Source organism: Ruegeria halocynthiae (genome assembly GCF_900106805.1).
Classification (GTDB): Bacteria; Pseudomonadota; Alphaproteobacteria; order Rhodobacterales; family Rhodobacteraceae; genus Ruegeria; species Ruegeria halocynthiae.
Genome location: NZ_FNNP01000001.1, coordinates 1066833 through 1084163, shown reverse-complemented (window position 1 = coordinate 1084163; position 17331 = coordinate 1066833). Strand labels below are relative to the sequence as shown.

Genomic DNA, 17331 nt, shown 5'->3' with positions numbered 1-17331 from the left:
GGTTTTAGATTGCGTTGGGGCGACCTTCAATGGTCGAGTTTGATCTAGATCAAGATAAATGGCCGCACCCCCTTGCATCGGAGGCCGGGAAAACCGCTCATTCGTGTTAGGTTCGGACGTGAAACGGCCTTCGGCGCGGCGTGAAAGAGTTGAGAATTCCACCGGTTTCTGTATGCTGATCAGCATTATTATTGAATTTATTTGACAGGTAACGGATGCGGAAATTGATTTTTGCATTGTTTGTTGCAGCCGGTTTGATAGGCGCGGCGCTGCCGGATACGGCACTGGCCGAGGCGACCCGGGCTCAATGCTCGTGCGATCATGAGGCAAAAGGCGATAAGCAGCATGGCGCAACGGTAGCGAATGCCAGCGCCTGTTTTCTGACAGAAAACGAGAACAATCATTGGTGTTCCTTCGATGTGGATGCCTTGGAGGGATCCAGCAGACAGCAAGAATTTTTGCTGGTCTTGCGTGGTCAGGTTGGCACTGGCGCGGCTGAAGACGTGATCCTGTCCCGCCTGACCGAGTATCGGACGGCCCCCGACGTCTCTGAACGATTGAAGGCCCGGGGTTTTGATACAGCCTCAGCAGTAGATAGGACCCAAAGCATTCTTAAGGACAACAATGATCTGCTGAATAAATGCCTCGGTGCGTTTGTTGATCTTGATCCGGGTGAATTCGCAAAGATGGCCGAGGGCGACGGTTTGGCCTGTGGCGTAAATGCTGAAACCGGTTGGCTGAATCTGGAGTTCCGGTTCGATGGTTGGAAACTGCTTTATTTGACGGAGCCTCCTGTTGGCTGATCCCGCGCGCAATATTTGGGCTGTTCTGGGACGCGTTGCGACAATTGGCGGTGTCTGCGGGCTTATCATTCTGGCGGTGCAGGGGGCGCGGTGGGCTCATGACAGGTATATTGCCGATCCGGAACCTGTCACCATAAGCTTTAATCAACTCAACACGTGCGCGCGTGGGAAGCTTTCTAACCTACGGGATGAGGGTTTTCTGAGCGAAGGGACCAGATTGGAGGGGGCTGCCGCCCAGCTGGCAATCTGTGACACCGAGGTTCTGAACGCGGCTCCTGACTTGCTGACACGTGAGATCGCCAAGCGATACCGGGGATGCCTGTCCCACACCGAACATAACGATACTCTTGAGTTGCTGGCGTATGCAGAGGCCGTCTGCCGAGTCGATTATAATGGCCAGACCCGTTATTTCTGCAGGGGAAATCTGCCTGCGGCCCGACAGAAACCGGCACTGAACCAGATCGTCGATCTTAGCGAACTCGCAACGTGCCCCGGGGCTTTTCTTACCGAAATCGGATTTAAGGACCAGAATTAGGTTTGCGCCAGCTTGACGGTTTCCGGGTTGGAGATCAAAACAGCGACTGACCTGAACCTCCGGAGACCCAAGATGACCGCATATGATTCCGAGAATATCTTTGCCAAGATCCTGCGCGGGGAAATCCCGTCGAACCGCGTTTACGAAGATGAGGATACCATGGCCCTGATGGATATCATGCCACGGTCGGATGGGCATTTGCTGGTCATTCCCAAAACGCCGTGCCGGAACATGCTGGATGCCTCGCCCGCGCAGTTGGCCGCTGTGATGGCAACGGTGCAGAAAATGGCACAAGCGGTCAAACTGGCTTTCGAGGCCGACGGTGTGACAGTCCAGCAATTCAACGAGGCCGCCGGCGGGCAGGAAGTGTTCCATCTGCACGTCCATGTCCTGCCGCGTCACGAAGGTGTTTCGATGCGTCCGCCTGGTGCCATGGGTGATTTCGACCAGATCGCGGAACATGCCGATAAAATCCGGGCTGTTCTGGCCCAATCCTAATGTGATTCTTCACAGGTGCCGTGATCACCAAAAGCATGCAGCACGGCGCAAACGTGATCGTGCTTCCCGTCGCAGGCCTTGGTGATACGGGCCAGTTCCTTCTCTAGCCTCCCGAGTCGCGCGATCCGGTCTCGCAGATCCGAGAGTTGTCGTTCGGCAATGTCGTGGGCCCTGTTCAGATCTTCACCGCGTGCGCCTTCCAGCGTCAGCAGCGCCTCGATATCTGCGAGCGGCAAACCCAGGTCGCGCGTATGGCGAATGAACTGCAGGCACCTCAATGCAGCATCGTCATAGCGGCGCTGATTCCCGCTGGTACGTTCAGGCTCAGGTAGCAGTCCCTTGTCTTCGTAAAACCTGATGGTGGGGACTTTGACTCCGGTCTCGCGTGAGAGTTCTCCGATTGAGTACATTATTTCGCAATTTCCTCTTGAACCTCTAGTGGCTAGAGGAACTACATAACATGCTGAACCGGAACAAGGGACGCTAATTAAATGGCACATCAGCACTCACATTCAGGGCATGGCCACAGTCACAGTCACATTGATCCTGAGGCCGGGGATGCCCGCGTCGCGTGGGCCATTGTGGTCAACATTTTCCTGACGCTGGCGCAGTTGGTTGGAGGGGTTCTGTCGGGCTCGCTTGCTCTGATCGCGGACGCGCTGCACAACCTGTCGGATGCGGTTTCGCTGGTCATCGCGTTCTTTGCCCGCAAAATCGCGCGCCGGCCCGCTGATCCGCGGATGAGTTTCGGCTATGGCCGGGCCGAGGTCGTCGCGGCGCTGGTCAACTACACCACGCTGATCGTGCTGTCGGTTTACCTGATGTACGAAGGTGTGATGCGGTTTTTTGAACCCGAGACGGTCAACGGCTGGATCGTTGTATGGATTGCAGGGATCGCTTTGGTGGTTGATCTGATTACCGCCGCGCTGACCTATTCGATGGCGAAGGACAGCATGAACATCCGGGCTGCCTTTTTGCACAATCTGGCCGATGCTCTGGGATCCGTCGCAGTAATCATCGCAGGCACTGCCGTGATCCTGTTCGAATGGACCTGGGTCGATCCTGCCGTAACCATCTTGATCTCAATTTACATCCTCTGGCATGTCAAATCCGAGATTGGCGAAACCATCCGCGTCCTTATGCTGGGCGCTCCGCCGGAACTGGACCCGGAAGAGGTGGCATCAGCCATCGAGGGCATCGCTGGCGTTGCCGAGGCGCACCACATACATCTGTGGAGTATGCAGGAGCGTGAGCCTGCGTTGACGGCGCATTTGGTAATTGTAGCGGATGCCTGGGACAGGGCCGAGGAAATCCGCGCCGAGGTCAAGCAGATGCTGCGGAACCGGTTCGGCCTTGGACATGTTACGCTGGAAATCGAAGGCGATGGATACGCCTGTTCCGGATCGGTCCGGTTTGGGCATCAACAGGGATAAGGGTGCTCTAAAACGAGAATTGCCGTTCCGATTATGGGGTCGGAACGGCAGACTCGTAACCAAACAAAATCACGGATTTCGCGGGGCAGCCCTGCGATCACCGGTTAACACACCACTCACTCATGAACGGTCATTACATACTACGTGGTTAGATTGCGTTTGTATTGGGTTGAGATGAAGAATCTCTGAATTTGCCGAGAATTGGCACGATTGCTGGGAAACACCGGGGGCGTTTGCGAAACAGAGCGCATCAATCTTGGAGATTGTCGTTCTATTTTGGACACTAGCCGATTCGAATTGCGGGGTCGGTACGAGATACCTCTGCGTGTCCAGCAAAAACATCTTCAAATGTCTTTTTCAACGCAACATCCACATCAGCCATGGTGACCGGCAGTCCCAGATCGACCAGTGAGGTCACGCCGTGATCCTGAATCCCGCAGGGCACGATGCCGGTGAAATGGGACAGATCAGGTTCGACATTGATCGAAATGCCGTGGAAGCTGACCCATTTCCGCAGACGAACTCCGATGGCCGCAATCTTGTCCTCGGCGGTTTGCCCCGTTGCTGTCAGAGGCTTGTCGTTGCGTTGTACCCAGACGCCGACCCGACCCTCGCGAATTTCGCCGGTGACGTTGAACTCGGCAAGTGCTGCGATCACCCATTCCTCGAGCTGCTGCACAAAGCGGCGCACATCATGTCCACGCTTTCCAACGTTCAGCATGACATAGACCACACGCTGCCCCGGCCCGTGATAGGTGTACTGGCCACCGCGTTTACTTTCATAAACCGGGAAACGGTCGGGATCGGTCAGATCTTCGCGCTTTGCCGAGGTGCCGGCAGTATAAAGGGGCGGATGTTCAAGCAGCCAGATGCACTCATCCGCGTCACCTGAGGCAATCGCCGCAACGCGTGCCTCCATAAAAGCGGTGGCTTCCTGGTAATCTGTCAGCCCGTCGGTCGTCTTCCATTCCATGTTGTTCCCTTAGACCGTCTAAGCGAAAGGGGGAAGGGGTCATGCCGCTTCGGTCAGGCAGCGTTGCAAAATCTGCGTATAGGCATCCGTTCCCTGCGCCCCAGTCAGCAGGTACTTGCCTCCGAAAACCATGGATGGCACGCCCGAAATACCCCGGCTGGTCCAGAAGGTCTGTTTCTCACGCACTGTTCCAGCATGGGCGCCCGACAACAGCGCTTCCTGTGCTTTTGCAGTGTCCAACCCCGCAGCTTCGATGGCAGCCATCAGCACCTCAATTTCCGAGACATCACGCTGTTGCGTAAAATAGGCATCAAATAGCGCGAGCTTGAGTGGATGTTGGCGTTCCTGGGTTTCCGCCCAGTGCAGGAGTTGATGCGCAGCAAATGTATTCACAATTCGGCTGTCATCGTCGAAATTGAAGGCAAAGCCTAGCTCGGCCCCGAGGGAGGTCAGCTTTTCCCGTGCTTGTTTACTTTGCTCCGGCGTCGAACCGTATTTCTCGACGATATGTTCACGAAGGTTTTGTCCTTCTGGCCCCATGGCCGGGTTCAGTTCAAAAGGGTGCCACCGCAAGCGCGCAAGTATGTTTTCCTGCTTCAGAGCAGCATCCAGCTGCCGAAAACCGATAACGCACCACGGGCAGACAACATCCGAGACGACATCGATCTGTACTATAGGAGGAGGATCAGAGGTTGCCATGTGCTGCTCCTGGGACGTTGCGCTGCTGTATAAATATGAACGAGTTGTTCAAAATCAAACCGTCGTGTTTTTGCCTCTTCACATCGCGTAATTCTGCGTCTATACGCGCCTCTACCAAGTCACTGGCAGTGCGGTCGTGGCGGAATTGGTAGACGCGCAGCGTTGAGGTCGCTGTGGGGTAACACCCGTGGAAGTTCGAGTCTTCTCGACCGCACCAAAATCATGAAAATGGAAAAAATCTTCGTCAGATGAGGCGAGCGCCCTGGGGATCGAAGCGATAAGTGCGGTCCTGGGTGTAGCCAAAGCGGACCGGCTCACCCGCGTTTACCTGATGCTGACCGAACAGGCGTGCGGTGATCTGGTGGTTCTGCATCATTGCGATTACGTTGGTGTCTCCGCCCAGATGCTCAACATGGGTTACGTTCGCGGTTAGTGGGCCGTCGTCGGTCAGGTAGAGGTCTTCGGGTCGGATGCCCAGTGTCGTGCCCGCGCTGTCTCCGATCAGACTGGCGGGGATAAAGTTCATTGAGGGCGCGCCGAGGAAGCCTGCGACGAACTGGTTGGCGGGGTTGTTGTACAGCTCCATAGGGCTGCCGACTTGTTCAACGTGCCCGTCGCGCAGGACGACAATCTTGTCGGCCAGAGTCATCGCCTCGGTCTGGTCGTGGGTGACGTAGATCATCGAGGCATCAAGCTGCTGGTGCAGGTTGGCAATTTCCAACCGTGTGTTCATGCGCAGGGCGGCGTCCAGATTGGACAAGGGCTCGTCGAACAGGAACAGTTTGGGCTCGCGCACTATGGCGCGTCCGATGGCGACGCGTTGACGCTGACCGCCCGACAGCTCCGAGGGGAAGCGGTCGATATACGGCTCAAGGTTCAGCATCTTGCTGGCCTTGGCGACGCGTTGTTCGATGACCTGTTTGCTCTGACCTTCCTGTTTCAACGCCAGCGACATGTTTTTGCGCACGTTCAGGTGAGGGTAGAGCGCGTAGCTTTGGAACACCATTGCGATGCCACGTTTGGAGGGCGGGGTGAGGTTCATCAGCTCTCCGCCGATGCGCACTTCGCCCGAGGTCACGTCCTCCAACCCCGCGATCACGCGCAGAAGGGTGGATTTACCGCAACCCGATGGGCCGACGAAAACGACGAATTCGCCGTCTTCGACTTCGATATTGATATCCTTCAGCACCTCGACGGTGCCGAAGGACTTGTTCACGTTCGTAAGCGTCAGGGCGGTCATGTGCGTGCCTCTTTCAGCGAAATGGGTTGGCCGGTGCGGATGCTTTCATCTGCAGCGAGACAGATGGCCAGCGATTGAACGGCGTCGTTCATGTGTCGGGTCAGGTCGATGTCTTCGGCTATGGCGCGCAGCATATAGGCTTGCTCGGCGTCGCAGAGCTCTTGATGGCCGGGCTCACCCGGCATGTCGATTAGCTGGTCGCCCTCGGGGCGATGGACCAGAAGGCCGCCGACTTTTGTGTGGCCGTCGATATTTGCGGACGCGCCTTTGTTGCCGTCGGTGATCGAGACCGAGCCATTGGGCGACACGATGTCTTTCACGAAAAACGCGGTTTCCGACATCATCGGGCCCCAACCGGCTTCGTACCAGCCGACCGAGCCGTCCTCAAAGATCACCTGAAACTGGCCGTAATTGTACATGTCTTCGGCGATCTCATCGCTCAGGCGAAGGCCCATGCCATGCACGCGCACCGGGTCAGAGTCGGTGATCTGACACATCACGTCGACATAATGCACGCCGCAATCAACAATGGGCGAGGTGGTTTGCATCAGCGCCTTGTGGGTTTCCCACTCAGCACCGCTGCTTTGCTGGTTGAGGTTCAGACGGAAGACATACGGCCCGCCGAGGTCGCGCGCCTCGGAAATCAGGCGCATCCATGAGGGGTGGTGGCGCAGGATGTAGCCGATCACCAGTTTACGATTGGTCTCGATGGCTTTCGCAACGACTCGTTTGGCGTCTGCCGCAGTCGTGGCGAGTGGTTTTTCGACGAAGACATGAGCCCCGGCCTCCATTGCGGCGCAGGCAAAATCGGCATGGCTGTCGGAATAGGTGGCGACCACGACCAGATCGGGGTTTGTCTCGGCCAGAGCGGCCTGAAAATCCGAGTAAGCCGGATAGCCTGACAGATCTGGATGGTCCACTTGGCCGGAGCGGTTCACCAACCCCACGATCTGCGCGTCCGGGTGGTGGTGGTGGGCCAGCGCGTGGCTCAGGCCCATATTGCCAAGGCCAGCGATCAGAACCTTGATCATTTGACTGCTCCTGACGTGATGCCGCGGATCAGCTGGCGCGAGAAGATGACGTAGAGCACGAGCACCGGCAGGATCGCCATGCTAAGCGCCGACAGAACCGCGTTCCAGTCGGTGACGAATTGGCCAATGAAGACCTGGCTACCCAGCGTCAGGGTTTTGGTTTCCTCAGCCGGGGCAAGGATAAGCGGGAACCAGAGGTCGTTCCAGATCGGGATCATGTTGAACACGGCGACGGTCGCCATGGCGGGGCGAACGAGGGGTAAGACCAGCCGGAAGAAGATTGTGTATTCAGTCAGGCCATCGACGCGACCCGCGTTTTTCAAATCGTCCGAGACCTGCCGCATGAACTCGGACAGAATGAAAACGGCCAATGGCAAGCCTTGCGCCGTGTAAACGAGGATCAAGGCCCAGAGAGTGTTTACCAACCCTGTGGCGACCATCATATCCAGAATAGCCACGGTGCCGATGCGAATTGGGATCATGATGCCGAGTGCCAGATACAGGCCCATCAATGTGTTGCCTTTGAACTTGTATTCGCTCAGCGCAAAGGCGGCCATGGCGCCAAACAACAGGACAAGGGCCAGCGACACCACGGTGACGATTAGCGAGTTCTGGAAATACAGGAAGAAATCCCCCTGTTTCATCACCGTCTGGTAACCAATCAGCGAAAAGCTTTCGGCATCGGGCAGGGCGAGCGGTTCGCGAAAGATGGCGCGGCGGGATTTGAAGCTGTTGATGATGATCACGAAGACCGGGAACAGTGCGATCAAAGTATAAAGGATCAGTGCCCCGTGCATGGCGGCGGTGTTCAGCGGGTTTTGGCGTGCTTTGTTCATATCATTACCCTCACAGCTGATACCGGCGCATCCGGGTCTGGATGCCGAAGAGGTAGAGGCAGACACCCACGAGGATGATGGCGAACATGGCCCCGGCGATGGCTGATCCCATATGCGGATCACCCAGTTGCAGCTGGAAGCCAAAGAAGGTGCGGTACATAAAGGTGCCAAGGATGTCGGTTGAGAAATCCGGCCCGGCCAGCGCGCCTTGGGACACGTAGATTAGGTCAAACGCGTTGAAATTACCCACAAAAGTCAGGATCGAGATGATCCCGATCGAAGGAATAATGAGCGGTAGTTTGATCTTCCAGAACGCCGAGGCCCCGGTGATGCCGTCGATCTCTCCGGCCTCAAGGATTTCTTCGGGGATCGATAGCAGCGCGGCATAGATCAGCATCATCGGAATGCCGACGAATTGCCAGACCGACACCAGCGCCAGCGTTGTCAGAGCGTGTTCTTCCTTGCCCAGCCACGGTGCAAACAGCGACTTCAGTCCAATGGCGTCCAGCATCGACGGGGCGATGCCCCAAAGCGGTGACAGGATCAGCTTCCACGCGAAACCGACGATCACGAAACTCATGATCGTAGGGATGAAAATCGCAGACCGATAGAGCGCGGCAAACCGCAGGCGTGGATGTGACAGAAGCGCTGCCAAGGCGATGCCGATGGGGTTCTGCACCAGCATGTGGATCAGGAAGAACCAGAAGTTGTTGCCAAGCGCGTTCCAGAACTGTTCGGACCAGATAGGGTCAAAGAACAGGGTGCGGAAATTCTGCAGGCCCACGTAGATGCGCGTCTGATCGACCTCGGTGAACAATGCGAGGCGCAGTGTGTTGAACAAAGGGAAGATCATCACTGCCGTGTAGACCAGGACCGCAGGGGCGAGGAATACGGCAATGTGCCAGCGAATGCGGCGGGTTTGCATGTGAATCTCCGGGGAAAGGTGCCGGACGCGGCGCGATTGGCCGCGTCCGGAGTGAGTGGCCTAGGTGTTACTGATGCGGTGCGTACCAGGTGGCCAGACCGTCCTGCAGTTGCTGACCCAGTGCTTCGGGGGTTTCAGCGCCCTTGATGGCGGCGACAGATGCGCCCCAGGTCTCGTTTTCAAGGTTCGGTGTGCCGCGCGACAGGATCTGATAAGTTGAACGGATCGTGCTTTCACACTCATCGCGCCAGCCAACGATTTCTTTGGCAAGCGGATCTTCCAACTCGACCGGAGTGCTGGACAGCGGGAAGAACCCGGGCAGGGCGTTGCCGAAGATGCTGGCGAATTCTGGGCTTGCAACCCAGGCCAGGAAAGTGCGCGCCGCTTCTTGATTTTCGCTGGCGGCATTCAAGCCGATGCCGATATCTGTGTGGTCCGAGATATAGCAGGTGTCGCCCGCATTCTGGACAGGCGGCTTAAAGGCGCCCATTTCGAAATCGGCTTGCGTGTTGAAGCCCGAAATTTCCCAGCTACCAGCAGGATAGACCGCCGCGCGACCCAGTGTGAACAGGTTCTGACTGTCAGGATAGGTCTGTGCCTCGTACCCGTCACCCAGATAGTCCGCCCATTTGGCCAACGTCGCATAAGGGGCAACCCACTGTGGGTCAGTCAGCTTCTGCTCGCCCTTGATCAGCGCCTGTCGGCCTTCTTCACCTTTCCAGTAGTTCGGGCCGATGTTGTTATAGCCCATTGTGGCGGCTTCCCACTGGTCGTTGGTGCCCATCGCCATCGGGATATAGGTGCCGTCCTCCTTGATCTTGTCGAGGGCGGCAAAGAACTCGGCCTCGGTGGTTGGGGCGTCGATGCCCAACTCGTTGAACGCATCCTTGTTGTAGATGAAGCCATGAATCACCGATGCCATCGGAACGCAGAAACTGGCTGATCCATCGTCGGTCTGCCAAGCAGATTTCGCAACGTCCGAGAAGTTGCCCATGGCGTCCAGATCGGACAGGTCGGTCAGGTGCCCGTTTTCGTACAATGCCAGTGAAGCATCGAACGGACGGCACGTGATCAGGTCGCCCGCCGATCCGGCCTCAAGCTTAGAGTTCAGTACAGCATTGTATTCAGCCGGGGCGGAGGGTGAAAAAATTACTTTGATGCCCGGATGTTCGGCCTCGAAAGCCGGAATGATCTTTTCCTGCCACAGGGCCAGATCATCATTGCGCCAGCTTTCGATGTTCAGCGTCGCGTCTTGCGCATAGGCGCTTGTGACCAGCGCTGTGCTCATCAGAGCAAGGCTCAGAACTTTGCGTGTCATTTGGTGTCTCCCAGATTGATGGTTTCTTGGTTTTGTTTAAGCCGCTCCAGTGCGGGGCGGAGGTGATCATCCGTACTGCGCAACATCGCCTGCGCCTCTTCCAGCACTAAAGCGCCTGCCGCCATCAGGGCAGCGCATTTAAGATTTCCGTCTGCTGCATTCAGCGCTGATGCGGCTTGTTCGGGTGCTACGCCTGTCAGCTGGCAAACAATGCCCTTAGCGCGGGCGCGCAGTTTCTCGTTGTCGGCGCGCAGGTTGATCATCATCCCGTCCTGAATATGCCCCAGCTCCATCGCCATAAGGGTGGACAGCATGTTCAGCGCGATTTTCTGTGCGGTACCCGCACCCATGCGGGTCGAGCCCGATATCAGCTCGGGCGGAGTGGATAGCAGGATGGAGTGGTCGGATAGCTGTAACAGTTCTGTTTCGCCATTGTTTGCTATGCCGATAACCGTAGCACCTTTTGCTCGGGCAATCCGGGCTGCAGCGACTGTGTAGGGCGTAGTTCCGCTGGCGGAAACGGTGATCAGAGTGTCTTTGGTCGACAGGCCGGCAAGTTCGCGGTCGAGATTGTCGGTGGCGTCTTCAACATCGCCGGGCATCTCGACGCTGGAAGGTAATCCGCCCGCCATGTGAATGCGAATTTGGTTTGCGGATATCGAATAAGTGCCGCCCAGTTCCAGCGCGTCCGAGGCGGCCATCAAGCCGGATGAGCCTGCCGCAAGATAGCGCAGGACACCGCCGGAGCGGATCGTTTGCGCCATTGCTTTCGCCCCTGTGCAAATAGGGGAGAGCGAGGAGAGGGGGGTGGTTGCAGCTTCGGATTGTGACCGGGCCAGAAGTTCGGCGACTTCGTTCAGCGGCCGGGCATCAAGCCCGATCGCATCCTGATGCAGCTGTTCTGTTACTGGCGCGGCCACGTGATTCTCTCCCTTGGTTCCGGGTATCATACCTTTTAGATACCATTAGTCTACCATTTTATTTTTATGTCAGTATGTTTCAGTATTTGGGTCGATATGGTTTGTTGTGGTCGTAATTAGGTCTTCAAAAACGATAATAGGTATTATAAAGGTATCTGCATGAGTCGTCCTTTAGATCCCATTGTTCTGGCTGTTGATGGCGGTGGTACGCGCTGTCGTATTGCTGTTTCAGATGACTCTCTTGTTCAGCAAGTTGAAGTTGGGTCGGCAAATGTCTCGACCGATTTCGAAGCGGCCTGTGTCGAACTGAAACGTGGAATTGCCTCTTTGGCAGAGCGTCTCGGATTGGATGCATCTCGGATCGCTCGGGTGCCAGCGTATCTGGGGTTGGCAGGAATCACAGGAAAAACACTGGCAGAACGACTGGCTGGTGTGCTGCCGTTTGATCATGTTCGGATCGAAGATGACAGGCCCGCCGCCTTGCGCGGTGCGTTGGGGCCGAAGGATGGGTTTGTCGCGCATTGCGGCACCGGGTCTTTCCTGGCGGCACAGAGAGGCGGGCAGAGCGTTTTTGCAGGCGGATGGGGCCCGGTCCTTGGGGATCAGGCCTCGGCGCAATGGGTGGGGCGGCGGGCACTGTCACGCACGCTTGATTGTATTGACGACCTGCAACCAGTGTCCGAGATGGCGGAAGTCCTGTTGTCTCGTTTTGGTGGCGCCGCGGGTGTTGTCAGAGCTGCGTCCGGGATGTCGCCGACTGATTTTGGCGCGCTGGCTCCTGTCGTAACGCTCCATGCAGGGCGGGGGGATGAACTTGCAGTTTCGATCATGCAGGCTGGCGCTCAGTATCTGGCGGGTCGGATGGAAGCAATGGGCTGGGCACCTGGCCTTTCGATCTGCCTGACCGGGGGCATCGGCCCGCACTATGCGGCGTATTTACCAAAAATCATGCAGCAGGGACTGGCCAATCCACTGGGTGATCCGCTGACTGGTGCAATCGCGCTGGCCCGCGCGTTTCAAGAGGAGATCGAACATGAGCGTTGCTGACTTCCTGCGACCCGAGGGTTGGCTGGGTCAGACTGCCGGGCCGCGTTATGTGCAATTGCGCCAACGGCTTGAGAAGGGGATAGAGGAGGGCATACTGCCTCCCAACAGTTCACTTCCGCCTGAGCGCGAGATTGCAGAGCTTACCGATCTGTCGCGGGTCACGGTTCGCAAGGCTATTCAGGAGCTGGTGCGTAAGGGAACGATTGAACAAAGGCAGGGGTCGGGTTCGTTCGTACGCCAGCCTGTGGCGCGCGTTGAGCAGTCACTGTCGCACCTGACCTCGTTTACCGAGGATATGGAGCGGCGTGGATTCGAGACGACCTCGACCTGGTTAGAGCGTGGTGTGTTTCTGCCGTCGCCGGATGAGATGCTGGCGCTGGGCCTGTCGGCCAATGATCAAGTCGCCCGCATTCACCGTTTGCGCGCCGCTGGGGGGCGGCCAATGGCGTTGGAACGTGCAGCATTGCCGCTGGATATTCTGCCAAATCCAACCGAAGTCACCGGGTCGCTCTATGCGTTCCTGGAACAATCCGGAAACCGTCCGGTGCGTGCGATCCAGAAGATCTCGGCCATCAACCTTGAGGCCACCGAGGCCCGCTTGCTGGATGTTGCCGAAGGCACAGCAGGTCTGCGTATTCAGCGCACCTCATACCTTGAAAGCGGGCGCGTTGCTGAACTCACCCGATCCATCTATCACGGCGATGCCTACGACTTCGTGGCAGAGCTGCGTTTGTCAACCTGAAAGGCGGGGCTCATGTCCAGCGGAACAACTCAAATGCGGCGGGAAATCAATGAGATACCCTTTGCCGTTGATCGACTTCTGACCAATGGGGCTAATGCTGTCGCAAAGACAGCGAACGCAATCCGCGAACATGATCCCGGTTTTCTGATCTCAGTCGCGCGCGGATCGTCAGATCATGCCTGCAGCTATCTGAAATACGCGTCTGAACTGCTGCTGGGCCTGCCCATGGCTTCGGTTGGGCCGAGCGTTAAATCGATCTACGGGGTGGGTATGCGTTGCCCTAACGCTCTGTGTATATCGGTGTCGCAATCGGGCCAAAGCCCCGACATCGTTCAATTGACGCAATCCCTGACAGAAGGTGGCTCTTACTCGGTTGCGATTACGAATGATACGGCGTCGGCACTGGCCAAGGTCACCTCATCAGCGCTGTCGCTCCACGCGGGTGCAGAACTGAGCGTGGCAGCCACCAAGACCTTCGTCACCTCTCTGGTAGCGGGGCTTTGGTTGTTGGCCGAGGTTAAGGGCGATGATGAATTGCTGTCTGCAATCCACAATCTGCCAGAGGTTTTGTCGCGCGCGATCACTTGTGATTGGGGGGCGGTCGTGGAGGCCGTCGATGGGCAATCCCTGTTCACGCTCGGGCGTGGGATGTCCTGGGCGATTTCAAATGAAGCGGCGTTGAAATTCAAGGAAACCTGTCAGATTCACGCCGAAAGCTATTCCTCGGCCGAGGTGCTGCATGGCCCGGTTTCGATTGTCGAACAGGGCTTTCCTGTGATTGCCTTCGCATCCAACGATGCGGCAGAAGCCAACATTGCCGAGGTCGCAGATGCACTTGCAGCCAAAGGCGCAAAGGTTTTTGCGACGACGAACCGCGTAAAGGATGCTGTTGCTTTACCTCATGTGCGCACATCGCACTGGATGACGGACCCCGTGGCCTCGATCGCGGCGTTTTATGGTATGGTTGAAACGGTTGCCACGCACCGCGGTATCAACCCCGATGCCCCGCGCCATCTTCGGAAAGTGACGGAAACGGTATGAGTGATACCTCTATCACTTTTGCCGGAGGACCGATCTTTGACGGCGAGGTTATGCTGAACGGCTATGCCGCGCGCTTCATTGACGGCGCGCTGGATAGTCTCGTGCCAGAGGTTCAGGTGCCCTCGGGGGAACCGGTCGAGGATCTGTCGGGCGATATCCTCAGCCCTGGCTATGTTGATTTGCAGGTCAACGGCGGCGGAGGCGTCATGTTCAATGATGATCCATCTATCGAGACCTTGCATCGTATCGCAAAGGCGCACCGCCAGCTTGGGGCAACCTCGATTCTGCCAACTCTGATCACGGACACGCCGGAAAAGACAACTGCTGCCATATCGGCGGCGACACAGGCGGTGCGGGACAAAACACCGGGGATCGTTGGCCTGCATCTTGAGGGGCCGCATCTGTGCCAGCGGCGCAAAGGTGCCCATGATGGTGCGCTGATCCGGTCGATGGAGGATGCCGATCTGCAGCAATTGACAGCAGCGGCAAAGGCACTGCCCGTGCTGATGGTCACGCTTGCGCCCGAGAGTGTCACGATCGCGCAGGTCGAAACGCTTGTACATGCAGGTGCGGTCGTGTCGCTGGGGCACAGTGATGCTCCGTTTGAGACCTGCGTTGCCTACGCACGGGCCGGCGCGCAGTGTGCTACCCATCTGTTCAACGCCATGAGTCAGCTCGGCAACCGCGAGCCGGGGCTGGTCGGCGCGGTTTTGTCCTGCGGTGCGATGTCAGCCGGGTTGATTGCGGATGCGATCCATGTTCACCCGGAAACGATGCGCACGGCCTTTGCCGCCAAACAGGGGCCCGGGCACCTGTTTCTGGTCAGCGATGCGATGGCGGTTGCGGGAACCGAACTGAGTGAATTCACGCTGGAAGGTCGGATCATTCAGCGCAAAAACGGCAGGCTGACACTGCAGGATGGAACGTTGGCCGGGGCTGATCTTGACCTGACCACGGCCTTGCGGGTGCTGACGGCAGACGTGGGTGTTTCATTGCCCGACGCGTTGGCGGCGGCCACGCGCATTCCCGCAGGTCTCATCTCACAAGGCGCGATCTGCCGTTTGAACTCGATCTCGCAAGCAATACGAATTTCTGCGGATTTGTCGCAAGTCCGCCCGGTGGTGGCGCTCTGATACCCAAATGCGATGAATTCTGATCTCTGCGAATTTCACATCTCGCCGCCGTAGTCACGGTTGTGTAAGACGTTAGGTGAACGCGGTTTGGGAATTTCCTAATGTTTCAGGTTATTGGCATATTCGGCATTGGGCCGACCGCCCGGGTTTCGCGATGACCCGAAAGCCCGGCGTTTTCATTGGTCAGCGCAAGGATCGGATGGGTGCGCGCCTGCTGATGATCCTGACCTGTATCCGTCTGGCCGAAGATTTCAATACTGACTACCGGGTGAATTGGTTTCCGCAAGGCGCGGATGCGCCAGAACTGGATCAGCCGGAGGAACTGTTTACCTCTGACTGGATGGACGCGCATTTCCTCAATCAAGCAGAGTTTGATGCGCTCGAAAAAAACGCCCTGCCGATTTGGGCCTTTCAGAACGACCTTTCGCCCGAGCGGTTGGTTGCTCATCTGGCATCGGGTCGGTCGGTTCTGGTCGAGGAAGGGTTCGAGGTGCTGGCGTTCCCGTGGGAGGATATTGAAGCCATCCGCCCCCGTTATCGCGACTTTATCCGCAGCGTTGGCTTTGTTGATGAGATCCTTCAAATCATGAACCGCGCGGATGACGCCCTTTCAGGGCAGGGGGTTTCGGCCTATCACATCCGACGCGGCGATATCCTGAATGGGTTGCCGTGGAAGCATTCGACATGGCCCGCTAAGATCGAGCCGGAAGAGTTTTACGAGGCTCATCTGGAGAAATCCAAAGGCCAGACTTCCATCATGTTCTCGGATCAGCCTGAACTGATTATTCGTTTCAAAAAGCGGTATCCGAAACTCATGCAAATGTCGGATATCGCGGACCTGTCGGGCCTGACTCGCGCGCAGCGGGATTTCCTGGAACTCTACACGATGTCGCGTGCTGATCAGGTGATTGCGCCTTACATATCTGCCTTCTCAATGGCGGCGGCGCGGATTTCAGGACATCAGCGCAAAGTGTTTCGCGATGTCCTGACCGAAGAGGAACTGCAAGCGGCCAACGACCGGGTTATCGAACGTGTGGCGCGGGGACCATCAGAGTTTCTGAACCCGTCGGAGGCGGCGCATATTTACGCGAAGGCGGCGCAATACCTGTCAGCCAATGACCGCTGCGAAGAGGCGTATGACAGCGCAAAGCCAATTCTGGACGCTGGCGCCGACAACGCCTTTATGCCGTTGTTGCAATCGTTGAACTGCTTTTATCTGGATAAGTGGCAGGAAAGTGAGACGCTCGCCAAGGAAGGGTTGCAGAACCCGCATCTTTGGCCCGAGGACTACGCCGTCATGTGCGCCTTGCGCGGTGCCATTTTGGGCGTGCAGGGTAAACGCTGGGCCGCAACGCGCCATTTCGCAAAAGCGTTCTGGGCCAAGCCGTTACGGCCGGATGTTGTGGTGCTTGGGTCCAGAATGCTCTACCGATCACATCTGGCACACAGACTGCTGCCGCCAGTCGACTGGTCATTGCAGCGCGTCGTCCGTCAGCGCCGGTTTCCGCCGTTCAACAACCTGTATCTGGTTCAGCACAAGGTTGTGTCGTGGCGGCCGTGCAACTTCGATTTTGTTTTGCTGGATTGGGCAGAATTGGCGTTGGATCAACGTGCAAGACGCTTGTTTGATCAGCGTAAAAGGCTCGAAACATTGAATGCGGCTCTGGATGAATTGCCCGACGTGCCAACTGATGATCCCCGGTTGTTCGGGGCCAAAGTCATTCTGCAAAAACATCTGGGCGAAATTTCAGGTGCGCAGGCCATCGACAAAACCCGCCAGATCGTCGCCGAGGTGCCTGAAAGTACGTTGTATCAAAAGCGTCTGGCCGAGCTTTGTGAAGCGGAAGGCGATATCAGGGCAGCTCACCGAACGATGACCGAGGCGTTGGACTGCGACCCGGAAAGCCCGTTTCTTCTGTTCGCTATGGGCCGCTTGCTGGAGCGGACGGGCCAAACAGGGAAAGGTGAAAAATTGATCTTGCAAGCCGCAGATCACGATGAAGTCACCGTCGCCATTCAGGGCATGGCGGGCCAGATCCACATGCGACGTGGGAACAAGAACAAGGCGCGTCCTTATCTTGAAAAAGCGCGTGACCTCTACCCACCCTACCAGCGGTTTACCAATCAGTTGAACAGGCTTGCAGGCAATAAGTAACG

The 17331-nt window shown here is 57.1% G+C and carries 18 protein-coding genes and 1 tRNA gene; 10 read left to right on the top strand and 9 right to left on the bottom strand.

The annotated features are described in order from the left end of the window. Positions 1–215 precede the first annotated feature (215 nt). From BLU89_RS05475 to BLU89_RS05465, 3 genes are all read left to right on the top strand, one after another. A complete protein-coding gene (locus tag BLU89_RS05475) occupies positions 216–803 on the top strand; it encodes a hypothetical protein (protein ID WP_074735087.1) in 588 nt (195 codons plus the stop codon). Beyond that, positions 796–1338 (top strand): hypothetical protein, encoded by a 543-nt coding sequence (locus BLU89_RS05470; RefSeq protein WP_074735085.1) that lies wholly within the window; start codon positions 796–798, stop codon positions 1336–1338. Before BLU89_RS05475 ends, BLU89_RS05470 begins: the two co-directional genes overlap by 8 nt. A 72-nt stretch (positions 1339–1410) precedes the next feature. Beyond that, positions 1411–1836 carry an HIT family protein gene (locus BLU89_RS05465; protein ID WP_074735084.1) on the top strand — a complete coding sequence of 142 codons (426 nt, stop codon included), beginning with the start codon at positions 1411–1413 and terminating at the stop codon, positions 1834–1836. Here the strand turns inward: BLU89_RS05465 and BLU89_RS05460 are convergent. Further along, entirely contained in the window at positions 1833–2246 is a 414-nt protein-coding gene (locus BLU89_RS05460; protein WP_074735082.1) for a MerR family transcriptional regulator, read from the bottom strand. The genes BLU89_RS05465 and BLU89_RS05460 overlap by 4 nt on opposite strands. 81 nt (positions 2247–2327) lie before the next feature. Between BLU89_RS05460 and BLU89_RS05455 the strand changes: the two genes are divergently transcribed. Further along, positions 2328–3269 carry a cation diffusion facilitator family transporter gene (locus BLU89_RS05455; protein ID WP_074735081.1) on the top strand — a complete coding sequence of 314 codons (942 nt, stop codon included), beginning with the start codon at positions 2328–2330 and terminating at the stop codon, positions 3267–3269. A gap of 283 nt (positions 3270–3552) precedes the next feature. Here BLU89_RS05455 and lipB read toward each other — a convergent pair whose 3' ends face one another. Both lipB and BLU89_RS05445 read right to left on the bottom strand, forming a co-directional pair. Next, positions 3553–4242, bottom strand: a complete 690-nt coding sequence (lipB, locus tag BLU89_RS05450; RefSeq protein ID WP_074735080.1) for a lipoyl(octanoyl) transferase LipB — start codon at positions 4240–4242, stop codon at positions 3553–3555. Positions 4243–4281: 39 nt separating this feature from the next. Further along, positions 4282–4941 (bottom strand): DsbA family oxidoreductase, encoded by a 660-nt coding sequence (locus BLU89_RS05445; protein ID WP_074735079.1) that lies wholly within the window; start codon positions 4939–4941, stop codon positions 4282–4284. A 130-nt stretch (positions 4942–5071) separates the two neighbouring features. Between BLU89_RS05445 and BLU89_RS05440 the strand changes: the two genes are divergently transcribed. Next, positions 5072–5158: transfer RNA gene (locus tag BLU89_RS05440), tRNA-Leu, on the top strand. 27 nt (positions 5159–5185) lie between these two features. Here BLU89_RS05440 and BLU89_RS05435 read toward each other — a convergent pair. The 6 genes from BLU89_RS05435 to BLU89_RS05410 form a co-directional block, all read right to left on the bottom strand. Next, positions 5186–6181 (bottom strand): ABC transporter ATP-binding protein, encoded by a 996-nt coding sequence (locus BLU89_RS05435; protein WP_074735078.1) that lies wholly within the window; start codon positions 6179–6181, stop codon positions 5186–5188. After that, complete coding sequence (locus tag BLU89_RS05430) at positions 6178–7212, bottom strand: Gfo/Idh/MocA family protein (protein WP_176797657.1); 1035 nt, start codon at positions 7210–7212, stop codon at positions 6178–6180. The genes BLU89_RS05435 and BLU89_RS05430 overlap by 4 nt, the downstream gene beginning before the upstream one ends. Then, positions 7209–8048 carry a carbohydrate ABC transporter permease gene (locus tag BLU89_RS05425; protein ID WP_074735076.1) on the bottom strand — a complete coding sequence of 280 codons (840 nt, stop codon included), beginning with the start codon at positions 8046–8048 and terminating at the stop codon, positions 7209–7211. Before BLU89_RS05425 ends, BLU89_RS05430 begins: the two co-directional genes overlap by 4 nt. A gap of 10 nt (positions 8049–8058) precedes the next feature. Then, on the bottom strand, positions 8059–8973 hold the full coding sequence (locus BLU89_RS05420) for a carbohydrate ABC transporter permease (protein ID WP_074735074.1): 915 nt from the start codon (positions 8971–8973) through the stop codon (positions 8059–8061). A 67-nt stretch (positions 8974–9040) separates the two neighbouring features. Next, positions 9041–10291, bottom strand: coding sequence for an ABC transporter substrate-binding protein (locus BLU89_RS05415; protein ID WP_074735072.1), 1251 nt, complete (start codon positions 10289–10291; stop codon positions 9041–9043). Beyond that, entirely contained in the window at positions 10288–11211 is a 924-nt protein-coding gene (locus tag BLU89_RS05410; RefSeq protein WP_083347676.1) for an N-acetylmuramic acid 6-phosphate etherase, read from the bottom strand. The genes BLU89_RS05415 and BLU89_RS05410 overlap by 4 nt, the downstream gene beginning before the upstream one ends. Before the next feature lie 159 nt (positions 11212–11370). Between BLU89_RS05410 and BLU89_RS05405 the strand changes: the two genes are divergently transcribed. The 5 genes from BLU89_RS05405 to BLU89_RS05385 all read left to right on the top strand — a co-directional run bounded on the left by BLU89_RS05405 (position 11371) and on the right by BLU89_RS05385 (position 17329). Then, the gene (locus BLU89_RS05405) at positions 11371–12258 is read left to right on the top strand and encodes a glucosamine kinase nucleotide-binding domain-containing protein (protein WP_074735068.1); all 888 of its coding nucleotides are present in this window, start codon (positions 11371–11373) and stop codon (positions 12256–12258) included. Next, entirely contained in the window at positions 12245–13000 is a 756-nt protein-coding gene (locus BLU89_RS05400) for a GntR family transcriptional regulator (protein ID WP_074735067.1), read from the top strand. Before BLU89_RS05405 ends, BLU89_RS05400 begins: the two co-directional genes overlap by 14 nt. A gap of 12 nt (positions 13001–13012) precedes the next feature. Continuing rightward, complete coding sequence (locus tag BLU89_RS05395) at positions 13013–14041, top strand: SIS domain-containing protein (RefSeq protein WP_074735065.1); 1029 nt, start codon at positions 13013–13015, stop codon at positions 14039–14041. After that, the gene (gene nagA, locus BLU89_RS05390; RefSeq protein ID WP_074735063.1) at positions 14038–15174 is read left to right on the top strand and encodes an N-acetylglucosamine-6-phosphate deacetylase; all 1137 of its coding nucleotides are present in this window, start codon (positions 14038–14040) and stop codon (positions 15172–15174) included. The genes BLU89_RS05395 and nagA overlap by 4 nt, the downstream gene beginning before the upstream one ends. 154 nt (positions 15175–15328) lie before the next feature. Next, positions 15329–17329: a hypothetical protein gene (locus BLU89_RS05385; RefSeq protein WP_074735061.1), complete on the top strand. Its 2001-nt coding sequence runs from the start codon at positions 15329–15331 to the stop codon at positions 17327–17329. Positions 17330–17331 lie beyond the last annotated feature (2 nt).

Excerpts from the sequence above, each read along its gene's own strand:
- BLU89_RS05475 (WP_074735087.1), top strand. The coding sequence starts at position 216 with ATGCGGAAATTGATTTTTGCATTGTTTGTTGCAGCCGGTTTGATAGGC.
- BLU89_RS05465 (WP_074735084.1), top strand. The coding sequence starts at position 1,411 with ATGACCGCATATGATTCCGAGAATATCTTTGCCAAGATCCTGCGCGGG.
- BLU89_RS05460 (WP_074735082.1), bottom strand. The coding sequence starts at position 2,246 with ATGTACTCAATCGGAGAACTCTCACGCGAGACCGGAGTCAAAGTCCCC.
- BLU89_RS05455 (WP_074735081.1), top strand. The coding sequence starts at position 2,328 with ATGGCACATCAGCACTCACATTCAGGGCATGGCCACAGTCACAGTCAC.
- lipB (WP_074735080.1), bottom strand. The coding sequence starts at position 4,242 with ATGGAATGGAAGACGACCGACGGGCTGACAGATTACCAGGAAGCCACC.
- BLU89_RS05445 (WP_074735079.1), bottom strand. The coding sequence starts at position 4,941 with ATGGCAACCTCTGATCCTCCTCCTATAGTACAGATCGATGTCGTCTCG.
- BLU89_RS05435 (WP_074735078.1), bottom strand. The coding sequence starts at position 6,181 with ATGACCGCCCTGACGCTTACGAACGTGAACAAGTCCTTCGGCACCGTC.
- BLU89_RS05430 (WP_176797657.1), bottom strand. The coding sequence starts at position 7,212 with ATGATCAAGGTTCTGATCGCTGGCCTTGGCAATATGGGCCTGAGCCAC.
- BLU89_RS05425 (WP_074735076.1), bottom strand. The coding sequence starts at position 8,048 with ATGAACAAAGCACGCCAAAACCCGCTGAACACCGCCGCCATGCACGGG.
- BLU89_RS05420 (WP_074735074.1), bottom strand. The coding sequence starts at position 8,973 with ATGCAAACCCGCCGCATTCGCTGGCACATTGCCGTATTCCTCGCCCCT.
- BLU89_RS05415 (WP_074735072.1), bottom strand. The coding sequence starts at position 10,291 with ATGACACGCAAAGTTCTGAGCCTTGCTCTGATGAGCACAGCGCTGGTC.
- BLU89_RS05405 (WP_074735068.1), top strand. The coding sequence starts at position 11,371 with ATGAGTCGTCCTTTAGATCCCATTGTTCTGGCTGTTGATGGCGGTGGT.
- BLU89_RS05400 (WP_074735067.1), top strand. The coding sequence starts at position 12,245 with ATGAGCGTTGCTGACTTCCTGCGACCCGAGGGTTGGCTGGGTCAGACT.
- BLU89_RS05395 (WP_074735065.1), top strand. The coding sequence starts at position 13,013 with ATGTCCAGCGGAACAACTCAAATGCGGCGGGAAATCAATGAGATACCC.
- nagA (WP_074735063.1), top strand. The coding sequence starts at position 14,038 with ATGAGTGATACCTCTATCACTTTTGCCGGAGGACCGATCTTTGACGGC.
- BLU89_RS05385 (WP_074735061.1), top strand. The coding sequence starts at position 15,329 with ATGACCCGAAAGCCCGGCGTTTTCATTGGTCAGCGCAAGGATCGGATG.